Source organism: Nonomuraea sp. NPDC004354, from assembly GCF_053602555.1.
Map to the genome: position 1 here is coordinate 620,030 of NZ_JBSGDV010000003.1, position 13,026 is coordinate 633,055.

The 13,026-nt window shown below is 71.4% G+C and carries 6 protein-coding genes; 2 read left to right on the top strand and 4 right to left on the bottom strand.

The window, feature by feature from the left end:
• Positions 1-86 precede the first annotated feature (86 nt).
• The gene (gene ppgK / locus ACWENQ_RS13605) at positions 87-830 is read left to right on the top strand and encodes a polyphosphate--glucose phosphotransferase (RefSeq protein WP_449924770.1); all 744 of its coding nucleotides are present in this window, start codon (positions 87-89) and stop codon (positions 828-830) included.
• Between the two features lie 207 nt (positions 831-1,037).
• Positions 1,038-4,901 carry an ATP-dependent RNA helicase HrpA gene (gene hrpA / locus ACWENQ_RS13610; RefSeq protein ID WP_452414324.1) on the top strand — a complete coding sequence of 1,288 codons (3,864 nt, stop codon included), beginning with the start codon at positions 1,038-1,040 and terminating at the stop codon, positions 4,899-4,901.
• A 119-nt stretch (positions 4,902-5,020) separates the two neighbouring features.
• Here the strand turns inward: hrpA and ACWENQ_RS13615 are convergent, their stop codons facing one another.
• From ACWENQ_RS13615 to ACWENQ_RS13630, 4 genes are all read right to left on the bottom strand, one after another.
• Positions 5,021-6,166 (bottom strand): hypothetical protein, encoded by a 1,146-nt coding sequence (locus ACWENQ_RS13615; protein WP_452414325.1) that lies wholly within the window; start codon positions 6,164-6,166, stop codon positions 5,021-5,023.
• Positions 6,167-6,476: 310 nt separating this feature from the next.
• Positions 6,477-6,776, bottom strand: a complete 300-nt coding sequence (locus ACWENQ_RS13620) for a helix-turn-helix domain-containing protein (protein ID WP_449924778.1) — start codon at positions 6,774-6,776, stop codon at positions 6,477-6,479.
• 366 nt (positions 6,777-7,142) lie between these two features.
• Positions 7,143-10,769, bottom strand: coding sequence for an AAA family ATPase (locus ACWENQ_RS13625; RefSeq protein WP_452414327.1), 3,627 nt, complete (start codon positions 10,767-10,769; stop codon positions 7,143-7,145).
• Positions 10,770-10,988: 219 nt separating this feature from the next.
• On the bottom strand, positions 10,989-12,920 hold the full coding sequence (locus ACWENQ_RS13630; RefSeq protein WP_452414328.1) for an endo-1,3-alpha-glucanase family glycosylhydrolase: 1,932 nt from the start codon (positions 12,918-12,920) through the stop codon (positions 10,989-10,991).
• Between the last annotated feature and the right edge of the window lie 106 nt (positions 12,921-13,026).

Consider the following 13,026-nt stretch of genomic DNA (forward strand, 5'->3'; position numbering starts at 1 on the left):
CCTCCTTGGTATGTGCGCTTGTGCCGCGAGATACGTGGGAGGATGACGCCGGGTTCATCGCGACTTTTCGGGGCAAGGACACGGACATGGATGTTCTCGGCATCGATATCGGCGGCTCCGGCATCAAGGGCGCGCCGGTGGACGTGAAAGAGGGCACGCTCGCTGCCGAGCGGCTGCGCATCCCGACCCCCCAGCCCGCCAAGCCCGAAGGCGTGACCGAGGTCGTCTCGCAGATCGTCGAGCACTTCTCGTGGGAGGGGCCGGTCGGCGTGACCTTCCCCGGCGTGGTCGTCAACGGCGTCGTGCGGACCGCGGCCAACGTGCACCGTTCGTGGGTGGGCGTCGACGCCGGCAAGCTGTTCGGCGGGGCGCGGGTGCTCAACGACGCCGACGCGGCCGGTCTGGCCGAGGCGACCTTCGGCGAGGGCCGGGGCCGCGACGGTGTCGTGATCATGCTGACCTTCGGCACCGGCATCGGCAGCGCGGTGTTCACCGACGGCAGGCTGGTGCCCAACACCGAGCTCGGCCACCTGGAGCTGAACGGCAAGGACGCCGAGCGCAGGGCCTCCGACAAGGCCCGCGAGGACCACGAGCTGTCCTGGGACAAGTGGGCCGAGCGGGTCGAGGAGTATCTCAAGCACGTGGAGATGCTGTTCTCCCCCTCGCTGTTCATCATCGGCGGCGGGGTGAGCAAGAAGGCCGACAAGTTCCTGCCGCACGTGCGGATCGACACCCCGGTGGTCCCCGCCAGGCTGCAGAACGAGGCGGGCATCATCGGCGCCGCGCTGATGGCCGCGCCCGCGCAGGCGGGCGCCGTCCCCGCCCGGTAGTGGCCGGGCCCCACCCGGCCCGCAGGCGCGCGAATTCCGGCCCGCGCGGGCGCCGCCGCGGCATCCCGGCCGCTCGGGAGGGCGGCATCCCGGTCGCTCGGGCGGGTGGCATCCCGGTCGCTCGGAGGCGGGAGTAATTGGGATGCGAGCGCGGGAATGAGTCCGGCACGATGAGCGGTTGATCCGCACGCATATCCTGATAGCAGTATGGGAACGCCTTCCTTGATCTCCTCGCTCACCGACCTCCAGTCACGCCTGCCCGCGTTGATGCCGCGCGACCAGCGGCGCCTTCGGCGCAGGCTCGACGGCGCGCGCCGGGTACGCTCCCGCGAAGCGCAACAGAAGATCGCCGCGGAGATCCTCGCCGACGTGGAACGTGCCGAGCAGCGCGTGACCCGCCGCCGCGAGGTGGTCCCCACGATCCGGTACCCGGACAACCTGCCCGTCTCGCAGCACAAGGACGACATCCTGGAGGCGATCCGCGACAACCAGGTCGTGATCATCGCCGGAGAGACGGGTTCGGGGAAGACGACCCAGATCCCGAAGATCTGCCTGGAGCTGGGCCGCGGCGTGCGCGGTGTCATCGGCCACACCCAGCCGCGCCGGATCGCCGCCCGTACGGTCGCCGAGCGCATCGCCGAGGAGCTCGACACCCAGCTCGGCGACGTCGTCGGCTACAAGGTGCGCTTCACCGACAAGGCGAGCGACAACACGCTCGTCAAGCTGATGACCGACGGCATCCTGCTGGCCGAGCTGCAGAACGACCGGCTGCTCGAGCAGTACGACACGCTGATCATCGACGAGGCCCACGAGCGCAGCCTCAACATCGACTTCATCCTCGGCTACGTCAAGCAGCTGCTGCCCAGGCGGCCGGATCTCAAAGTCGTCATCACCAGCGCCACGATCGACCCCGAGCGTTTCTCCCGCCACTTCGACGACGCGCCGATCATCGAGGTGTCGGGCCGGACCTACCCGGTCGAGGTGCGCTACCGGCCGCTGTCCGAGGACGACGACCAGACCCAGGGCATCGTCCACGCCTGCAAGGAGCTGGTGCTCGAGGGGCAGGGCGACATCCTGGTGTTCCTGTCCGGCGAGCGGGAGATCCGCGACGCCTTCGACGCGCTGTCCAAGGCCGACTTCCGCAACACCGAGATCCTCCCGCTGTACGCGCGGCTGTCGGCCGCCGAGCAGCACCGGGTCTTCCAGTCGCACACCGGCCGCAGGATCGTGCTGGCCACCAACGTGGCCGAGACGTCGCTGACCGTGCCCGGCATCAAGTACGTCGTGGACCCCGGCTACGCCCGCATCTCCCGCTACAGCCACCGCACCAAGGTGCAGCGCCTGCCGATCGAGGCGATCTCGCAGGCCTCCGCCAACCAGCGCAAGGGCCGCTGCGGCCGTACCTCCGACGGCATCTGCATCCGCCTCTACGAGGAGGAGGACTTCCTCGCCAGGCCCGAGTTCACCGACCCGGAGATCCTGCGCACGAACCTGGCCAGCGTCATCCTGCAGATGACCACGATCGGCCTCGGCGACATCGCCGCCTTCCCCTTCGTGGAGCCGCCGGACCAGCGGCAGGTGCGCGACGGCGTCAACCTGCTGCAGGAGCTGGGCGCCTTCGACGCCGCGGGCGGCCTGACCCAGATGGGGCGCAGGCTGGCCACGCTGCCGGTCGACCCGCGTCTGGCCCGCATGGTGCTCGAAGCGGACAAGAACGGCTGCGTGCGCGAGGTCATGGTGATCGCCGCCGCGCTGTCGATCCAGGACCCGCGCGAGCGGCCCTCCGACAAGCAGCAGCAGGCCGACGAGAAGCACCGCCGCTTCGCCGACCCCGAGTCCGACTTCCTGTCCTACCTCAACCTGTGGAACTACCTGCGGGAGAAGCAGAAGGAGCTGTCCTCCAGCGCGTTCCGGCGGCTGTGCAAGACCGAGTACCTCAACTACCTGCGGGTGCGCGAGTGGCAGGACATCTACAGCCAGCTACGGCAGGCGCTCGGCGCCCATCCCAACGGCCAGGACGCCTCGCCGTACCAGATCCACGTCTCGCTGCTGGTCGGGCTGCTGTCGCACCTGGGCGTCAAGGACGTCGTCGACAAGAAGTCCGGTGACGGACGCAGGCCCCTCCAGGAGTACATCGGGGCGCGCAACGCGCGCTTCGCCATCTTCCCCGGCTCGGCGCTGGCGAGGAAGCAGCCCGCGTGGGTGATGTCGGCCGAGCTGGTGGAGACCAGCCGGCTGTGGGCGCGGGTCAACGCCAAGATCGAGCCCGACTGGGTCGAGCCGCTGGCCCAGCACCTGGTCAAGCGCACCTACTCCGAGCCGCACTGGGAGAAGAAGCAGGGCGCGGTCGTCGCCCTGGAGAAGGTCACCCTGTACGGCGTGCCGCTCGTGGTCGGCCGCAAGGTCGGCTACGGGAAGATCGATCCGGAGCTGTCGCGTGAGCTGTTCATCAGGCACGCGCTCGTCGAGGGCGACTGGGACACCCACCACGCCTTCCTGCGCGAGAACCGGCGGCTGCTGGAGGAGGTCGAGGAGCTGGAGAACCGCGCCCGCCGCCGCGACATCATGGTCGACGACGAGGCGCTGTTCGATTTCTACGACCAGCGGGTGCCCGCCGACGTGGTCTCGGCCGGGCACTTCGACGCCTGGTGGAAGAAGCAGCAGGACAAGTCGCTGCTGACCTTCTCCCCCGAGATGCTGGTCAACGAGGGCGCGGACGTCAGCGCCCGCGACTACCCCGACACCTGGCGGCAGCTCGGCCAGCGGATGAAGCTGACCTACCAGTTCGAGCCGGGCACCGAGGCCGACGGCGTCACCGTGCACGTCCCGCTGCAGGTGCTCAACCAGGTCAGCGCCGACGGCTTCGACTGGCAGATCCCCGGCCTGCGCGAGGAGCTCGTCACCGCGCTCATCAGGTCGCTGCCCAAGAACATCAGGCGCAACTTCGTGCCCGCGCCCAACTACGCCAAGCAGGTGCTCCAGCACGTCAAGGCCGGTGGCGAGCCGCTGCTGGAGGCGCTGGAGCGGGAGCTGCTGCGGCTGACGGGGGTACGGGTGCCGCGCGAGGCGTGGCAGATCGACCAGCTGCCCGACCACCTGCGCGTCACCTACCGGGTGGTCGACGAGCGCAAGCGGACCATCGCCGAGGACAAGGACCTCGACGCGCTGAAGAAACGCCTGGCCCCCAGGCTGCGGCAGACGCTGTCGGCGGCCGGCGACGACCTGGAACGTACGGGGCTGACCACCTGGAGCATCGCGACGCTGCCGAAGGTGTTCGAGCAGGGCCGGATGAAGGGCTATCCCGCGCTGGTCGACGCGGGCGCCTCGGTCTCGGTGAAGATCTTCGAGACGGAGGCCGAGCAGCGCAGGGCGATGTGGCTGGGCACCAGACGGCTGCTGCTGCTGAACGTGACCTCGCCCGCCAAGGCGCTGCTCGGGGGCCTGTCCAACCAGGCGAAGCTGGCGCTGTCGCGCTCGCCGCACGGCGGGGCGGTGGCGCTGTTCGAGGACGTGGTCAACGCGGCCGTGGACAAGCTGATGCGCGACGTCGGCGGGCCCGCCTGGGACCCGGTCTCCTTCGACCGGCTCTACCAGCACGTGCGGGCCGAGCTGTACGACACCGCGGCCGAGATCCTGGCGAAGGTCGAGCAGATCCTGGCCGCCTGGCACGACGTCAACCTGAAGCTGGGGGCGCTGCGCTCGTCCGCCTCGACGGAGGATGTGCGCGAGCAGTTGGGCAAGCTGGTCCATCCCGGCTTCATCACGGCGACCGGTGCCGCCCGCCTCACCGACATTTCCCGATATATCCGGGCAATCGACCGGCGGTTGGCCAAGCTGCCGGAGGAGCCGTGGCGCGACGTCGAGTGGATGGACAAGGTGCACCGGGTCGAGGACGACTACCTCGACGTGCTCGACAAGCTGCCGCCCGCCCGACGGGGCGACGCCGACGTGCTGGAGATCCGGTGGATGATCGAGGAGCTGCGGGTCAGCTTCTTCGCCCAGACCCTCGGCACCCCGACGCCGGTCTCGGAGAAACGCATCGGCAAGTCCCTGGACAAGCTGCTCCCCTGACGGCACGGTCCTTCCCGGTGGGCCGCCCGAGAGGCTCTCCACCGGACCGGTCACCGTCGGGGGCGGTCACGGTCGGGGACCGTCGGGAGCGGTCCCCGTGCGGTCACCGGCCGGAGCGGTCACCGCCGGTCTTCGGTGAGCTCGCGCCCTCTCCGGCGGAGGAAGGCGAACTGCAGCAGTAGAGCGGTGGCGCGCGGCAGCGGGGCGTGGACGAAGGACGGTAGCGAGCGCATCACGTTCCGGCCCTTCGCGACCATGAGCAGCTGCCCCGAGTCCCGGTAGGCGGGCGGACGGACGCCGAGCGACCTCAGCACCCGGGTGGCCGCCTCCCAGTCCGGGGAGTAGTCGCGCGCGCCCTCCATGGTCGCCGGCATCACGAAGACGCACTTGTCCAGCAGCCGGTTCGCGTGCAGCCACCTGATCTCCCATACCGTCCCGGCGAAGGCCAGCGGGACGATCACGATCAGCTCGGCCTGCCTGGCGAGCAGCTTGACCTTGTCCTGCCAGTCACTGTCCGTGCACGCCACCTTGCCGGTGCCGGGGATGTCCCAGGTGTGGTTGATCGGCCAGGTCTGCACCCCTTCGGGGTGAGTGGGCAGTAGCGCGCCTGGCACGCCGAGCGCGATCAGCGGCCGGTGGGCGGGAAAGGCGGCGGCCAGGATCGCCTCGAAGTCGGTCTGGATGTTGCCGGGCTGCTCGCTGGCGCTCGCCTGCACGCCCACGGAGTTGCTGGCCAGGCGGCCCGTGGTCGCGAACGGCCGCAGGTAGAGCGAGAAGCGCGGCGGCGGCCCTCCGGTGGGATCCGCGACGAGGCTCATGACGCGGGCGGCCCGCCGGTCGCGGGAGGACTGCCGGCCACGGCTCTCCAGCTCGACGAGCGCGAACAACGGGGTGAGGATGAGCTTGACCTGGAGAAATCCGGCCCCGGTGGCGATGATCAGGAACAGAATGACGTAGATCAGGTAGCCGGGGATCCGCAGGAAGACCGACGGAAACGTGCCGACGAACTCCAGGCCGTCGATGACCTTGGTCACCGTCCATGCGTAGAGGTCGAGCGCGGCCGACCATAACGGCGACAGCAGGACCACCACGATCACCGTCCGCAGGACCGCCCCCGTGTGGACGGGTCGCAGCGCCACGCAGGCCAGCACCGCCCCGGCCACCAGGAGCGGATGGTGGCCGAACAGCAGACCCGCGGTGACCGCCGCCGCGCCCGGCAGCGCCCAGTGGATCGCGAAGAACACCCTCAGCGATGCATGCCCCACATGCTCACTGTGCCCGCTGAGCACGGCATGGCAAGACCGGACCGCAGAACTTGGTGCGGGGCCATGACGTTTCCCGGTTCACGGCCGACGGCCCGCGACGCTGCATGGCCGCCATCGTCGTGTCCACGCCACGCACGAAGTGCGATCAGTGCCCTCGGTCGTGCCCGATGGATCACACGGCGATCAGGGAAGCAGCCCGGCGATACCCGCCCCTCGTGCGGTGACGCAAGTTGCGGCGGCACGGCCGCCGAGACCGTCAAGCGCACGTCTCGGTCGGTGAGGCCTGGTCTTAATACGGACGCGGAGGCCGTCAGGCAGCCGGCGCCTTGGGCGTCAGGCGGACCTCGACATCCGCGTCCAAGGCGCGTGCCAAGCGCTCCAGGACCGGCAACGTGGGGACGGTTCCGCCCGCTTCGAACCGCGCCACCGCCGATTGGGTCATGCCGGCCTCGCGGGCCAGGTCGTTCTGGCTCCAGCCCCGCCCTTCGCGCATCGCTCGGACCGTCCTGCCCAGGTCGTAGGCCAGGCGCGCGGCCTCGTACGCCTCGGCTGCACCCGGCTCGGCCATCCGGCGATCCCTGAGCTCTCGCCAGCTTCCCTGCTCGCTCATGCCGCTCCTCCCTCCTCGTCGACGGTGTGCGCCGACTCGACGCAACGGCGCATCGCCCGCCGAGCCCGCTCGACCTGCGACGTCGGGGGCGTGGTAGGCGAACCGCCCGGTCTCCCTGATCGCCCGAAGACGGCCCCAGCCCTCCCGGTGCGCAGCCGACCACCGGGACGCGCTCGCCAGGTCCCGCTTCAGCGGATCCCCATGGTAGCGACCGACCCGCTGGAGAGACGGCCGTGTCATAAGGACAGCAGGGTAGAGGAACAGCCTGGGCAAAGAGACGGTCGGGGCGGAGCGACGGCCTGGCCCGAGGACAGGCAGGGCGGAGAGGCGGGACGGAGAGGTGGGCCAGACTGAGGGTGCGTGCCGTCACAGGTACTGGCCGGTGCCCGCGTCGCCGGTCGCGGGCGTCGGGCCGGAGGGGATGTCCCCGGGGAGCAGGATCCTGATGTCCTCGGCCGTCGGGTCCTGCCCCGCCATGACGCGTTCGGCCTGCAGCGCCATCGCCCGCTCCAGCAGGTTGCGGACGACCCGGCCGTTGCCGAACGACTCGCCGCGCGGGACGGCCCGCAGCGCCTGGCGGACCTGCTCGCGCACCCCTGCCTCCAGGACGAGACCGGCGCCGGCCGCCATGCTCTCGAAGATCGCGACCAGCTCGTCCTCGCTGTAGTCGGGAAAGCGGACCGTGGTCGGAAAGCGGGAAGCCAGCCCGGGATTGGCGGCCAGGAACTCCGCCATCCTGCCGTCGTAGCCGGCGGCGATGACGACCAGGTCGTCCCTGTACTCCTCCATCAGGCGCAGCAGTTCGGCGATCGCCTCCGGGCCGTAGGAGTTGTGCGAGCCGCCGGGCGTCAGCGCGTACGCCTCGTCGATGAACAGTACGCCGCCGATCGCGCTCTCGACCGCGGCCCTGACCTTCGGCGCGGTCTGGCCGATGTACTCGGCGATCAGGTCGGCGTGGGAGACCTCGACCAGGTGGCCGGACGACAGCACGCCCAGCCGCGCGTACGCGGCGGCGACCAGCCTGGCGACCGTCGTCTTGGCGGTGCCGGGGTTGCCGGCGAACACCAGGTGCCGGGCGGGCGAGACGATCGGCAGACCCGCCTGCCTGCGGAGCCGGTCCGCCGCGGCCTCGGCCGTCAGCAACCGCACCTCGCGCTTGACCGGCTCCAGACCGACCAGCGCGTCGATGGCCGCCATCGGGTCACCCGCCGGGCCGGCCGGCGCGGCCGGGGCGCCGTCAACCCAGCCCGCCCCGGTGCCGTCCCCCGTGCCGTCCCCGGTGCTATCCCCGGTGATGTCCCCGGTGATGTCCGTCGTGCCCGTCACCGTGGCGTCCACGGCGCTGGACGGCACGTCCTCGACCAGGATCTCGTGCAGCGACCCGCCCCCGCCGAGCGCGCCGCCCGCCATCACCCGCCGCGACTGCCGGGCCACCGTACGCTCCAGCAGCCGCAGCGCCAGCCGGGCGCCCGCCGCGTCGGGACGTGCCGACCTGACGATCCGCAGCACCCTGGCAGCGACCCCCTCGCCGAGCGTGAACCCGGCCGCGGCCGCCCTGCTCTCGTAGAGGGACACCGCCTGCTCGGCGGTGAGGTCGGGGAAGCGGACCACCCTGGGGAAGTGCTCGGCCAGCTCGGCCGAGGACCTGAGCAGCCCGTTGACGGCCCCGTCGGGCCCGCACAGGACCACCACCAGGTCGTCGGGGTGTGCGCTGAGCGCCGCGACCAGCGCGTCGACGACGTCGCGGCTGCGCGCCCTGTCGCTGTCCGTGCCGGGGCCGGCCAGGTCGCCCGCGTTCTCGACGCACAGCACGCCGCCGAGCGCGCGGTCGACGGCCCGCCGGACGCCGGCCGCGGCGTCGCCGCCGTGCCTGCCCGCCAGTTCGGCGCGGCCGATGCTGACCAGATGGCCGGACGACAGCAGTCCGAGCTCTCCGAGCATGCGGCCGAGCAGTGCCGCCACCATCGTCTTGCCGGTGCCGGGACGTCCGGTGAACGCCAGGTGCGGCGGCCTGGCCAGGCCCGGCGTGCCGGCCTCGCGCCGCAGCCTGGCGGCCCGCGCCTCGGCCACGACCAGGGCGATCTCGGCCTTGACCGGTTCGAGCCCCAGGCAGCCGTCCAGGCTCGCGCGCGGGCCGCCGGGGGCGGCGGGCAGGTCGGCGATGGTGACGCTCGCCGAGCCGCGCTCGCGGGCGGCCTGTACCGCGTGCTCGGCCAGCCGGTCCGTGAGGCGGGCGCCACGCAGGTTCTGCGATCCCGCGCCCGCGAGCTCGGCCGCGGCCTCGGCGGCGTCGCCGCTCGCCGTCGCGCCGCGCCTGGCGACCGCCCGGTGGAACAGCTCGGCCCGCTCCTCGTGGGTGAACTCGCGGGTGCGGGCGACCCGGAACTCGTGGTGCAGCGCCGGATTGGCCCGCGCGATCCGCTCGTCCCCGCCCGGCGCGCACGTGGCGACGACGTGGACACCCGGACTCCTGCGCAGCGCCCTGCGGAGTTCCTCGAGGGCGACCGCGCCGCACCGGCCGTACTCGCCGATCCGGTCGAGGCCCTGCACCACCAGCAGGTCGCCGGCGCCGAGCTCGCGGGTGCGCGACATCACGTACAGCGCGGCCTCTCCGGCGCTCATGCCGGAGAAGACCAGGTCGGAGATGTGGACGACCTCGGCGGGCCCGTCGGCGGTCGCCAGCGAGCGCTGCAGCAGGTCGGCCGCCGTCATGCGGCCCGTGCTCTCGGGCCCGGCGAGCAGCAGCCGCGCCGGGCGCCTGTCGCCGTGCCATCCGGCGGAGACGGCGTCGCCGATCGCCTCGGCCAGCTCCGGCTGGCCGACCAGTTCCCTGGCGCGGCCGGGCTGTCCGGTACGGCCCGCGGCGAACGTGGCCACCAGCGGGTTGACCGCCCTGCGCGGCGCGCACAGCACGCGCATGTCCCGCTGGAAGGCGCCGACGGGGATGGAACTGGTCGGGTTCACCGCCGGCCCCGGCAGCCCCTGGACCGAGCCGGTCACCCTGATGGCCATGTCGAGCCAGGCGCGGCAGGCCTCCGTCTCGCCCGCCAGCACCCCGCGGGCCAGCCACGAGCGCACCAGCGCGTGCCAGCCGTCGGCGTCGAAGTTCTCGCGCAGCCGCGAGAACAGCGCCTGGACCTCGGTGAAGCGCGCCAGCCCGAGGGTGACGGCGAGCTCGGCCGGCACCTCGGGCACCTCCGCCTGCGCCAGCAGGCACGCCAACGTCACCTCGTGCTCGAAGGCGAACGGGGAACCGGGCAGCGGTCCGGAGCTCGTCGCCCCCGGCACGTTCTCGATGAGCCGGGTGTGCGCGGCCAGCAGGCCGGAGCAGGCCCAGTCGAGGTGCCCGGCGGGCCCGAGAAGCTCGGGCAGGACGGCCAGCTGGCGTGCCTCCGCGCGCGCGGCCCACCGCCTGGGCAGCTCGTCCACGGGTGCGAGCAGGTCCTCCTTGGCCAGCGCCGGGTCGGCGGCGCGCAGGTCGTGCAGCTCGATGAGCGCCCTGCGCCGCGGTTCGAGCGGCTCGATGCCGGCGAAGACGTCCAGGCAGCGGCGCGCCACCCCGAAGGCCAGCTCGCGCAGTTCGGGGTCGTCGCCGGTGCCGTCCATCAGCCAGTACGCCGGGGGCAGGAAGGGCGTGTCGGCCGACGACCACGTCCAGCCGCGGTTGGGCCGTCGCGGCTCGGCGACGAAGTCGCTCATCGTCTCGTACGCCAGGTCGCACGCCGACCCGGCGCACACGGCCACCGACCCGACGAGGTACTGCAGCAGGTACCACAGTTCGGCGCCGATGACCGTGGTGCCCTCGGCCAGGAACGCCGGCAGCTCGACCGCGAGCGCCTCGGCGGCGGGGTCGTCGTTCAGCTCGGCCGCCCGCGCCCGCACCTGCTCGTACAGGCCGTCGGGGACCCGCCAGGGACCGTAGGAGTACAGGTCGAGGACGGGCTCGTCGGACAGCAGCAGCTTGAGGCTTTCGGGCAGGTTCGGGCGATCCATGGCAGCGGATCTTACGGGGAGCGAGGGCGAAGGCCGTCGTCGGCGCCCACGGCAGGCCCGCGCCCGGAGCGAGCAGGCGCGGGCCGGTCCAAGTGACCAGGCGCCGGCCGGTCAACCGACCAGGCGCGGGCCGGTCACCCGACCAGGCGCGGGCCGGTCACCCGACCAGGCGTGGGCCGGGAAGGGGTGCGGGCCCCTCGCGGAGGCCCGCACCAGGGGTCACTTCCGGCCGCTGCTGACCGCGTGGTACTGCAGGTCCTGGACGGCGAAGTCCTTCTTGACCTGCCACGGCGAGGTGACGGTCACGGCGCCGACCGACGCCTTGTTCGTCCCGTACGCCAGGGGGAACGTCTTGGCCTGGACGCCGGCCTGGGCCGCGTACGTCTTGTCGGCCCCGCCGATGCTCGCCTTGACGGTGGCGGCGCGGGTGAGGAAGGACAGCACCTCGACCGTGTCGCGCGGGGCGCTGGTGCCGGCGCGCGGCGCCATGAACCTGGTCTGCGTGCCCGAGGTCGGCCTGGCCGCGGCGAACTGCGTGCGGTGGGTCAGGTAGAGGGTGTCACGGACGATCGCCGGAGCCTTGCCGGTCTTGAACCAGGTCAGGTAGTAGGAGGAGATGTCCAGGTAGGCGCCGCCGTTGTGCACCGACGGGGTGAACTGGGTGCCTTCGGAGAAGTCGTTCCAGGTGGTGAGCTGGATCCAGTCGGCCTCATCGGAGATGGACTTCTCCCAGGTGAGACGCAGGTTCTCGGTGTTGTTGGCCTCGTCGTAGATCGCCTGGTTGGGCCGCTCGTCCTGGACCGACACCGGCTGCATCCAGATCTTGTCGAGGCCGTGGGCCTTGGCGATGTTGGCGGCCAGGCCGCTCTGCCCGCTCGGGCTGCGGTTGCCCCAGTTGGAGAAGCCGTAGCTGATGGGCGCGAAGGCGGCGGCGTTGGAGGGGAAGTTGAGGAACACCGGGACGAAGGCGACCGAGATGCCGTGCGAGCTCTTCATGATCTTCATGAAGTTCTGCCACCACGCGGCCGTCTGGGCCTCGGCCTTGAACGGCGAGATCACCAGGCGCTTGTCGGCCAGGCGGTAGACGGACGTGGAGCCGGCCAGCTTGGCCATGGCGGCGGCGAGGGTGGCGGCGTCGGTCTTCAGCGCGGTCATGTCGGGCATCAGGACGATCTTGAAGTCGGGGTCGACCGCCTCGGCCGCCTTGATCAGGGCCTGCAGCCGGTCCCAGTGGGCGCTGGTGAGGGAGAGGATGTCCACGGTGAAGCCGTCCAGGCCGGCCGCGGCGGCGGTCTGGACCTCCTTCTTCATGTCCTGGACCTGCCAGTCGCCGGACAGGACGCCGCGGGGCAGCGGGCGGTCCCTGAGCAGGCCGCCGTAGGCGGCGTGCTTGCCGCTCTCGCCGTCGGGGTTCAGGTAGTGCTTGGTGTAGTAGTCGTCCGCGCCGGCCTTGTTGTTCAGGGAGAGCGGGTACGGCGTGAAGTAGTGGGCGAAGACCTTGCGCTCGGAGGAGCGCAGCGTCGCCAGCGAGGGCATGGTGAACGGCAGCGGGCCGGCGGGCGTGGCCGCCTCGGTGTCGTAGCTGATCGACAGCTTGGGGCCCTGGCCGGAGGTGGCACGCGAGGAGTGGAGCACGCCGTGGGCGCCGGACGGCGAGGTCAGCGCGAAGTCGTAGGTGCGGTTGCCGGCGAAGGCGGAGGACACGTCCAGCTTCGCCGTGCCGCCGGCGGTCAGGCCCTGCTGGGTGGCGATCACCTCGCCGACGCTCGGGCGGTTGTCGAAGGTGAGCGTCTCGGCCGACCACTGGCCGGTGACCGGGCGCGCCTCGAGGGTGGTGTCGGTGGTCCTGACAGACTGGACGTCGAGCGTCATCTTGACGTTGACCGCGTTGTCGGGGACGTCCTTGACGTCGAAGCGGATGAAGGCGCCGCGTTCGGAGGCCTTCGCGCCGTCGCACGACGTGGTGCAGACCGACAGCCAGGTGACGGTGTTGTGAGTCTTCGCCGGGCCGGCCTCGCTGACGTAGCTGTCCTGCGTGGACGCGAACGTGACGGATTTCTGCGCGGTCGCCGCGGCGGTCGGCGCGCCGGCCGCCGCGGCGCCTCCTAGGGCGATCAATAACAGGGTGATCGCCCGTAGTCGGATACTCATCGTGCCCTCCATATAGCCATATGTCCTGACATATTGCTTTACAGCGGGCATGATCATAGACGCCTGGACGGTTGACCCGTCGGCGATTACCCGTAAATGACGATTA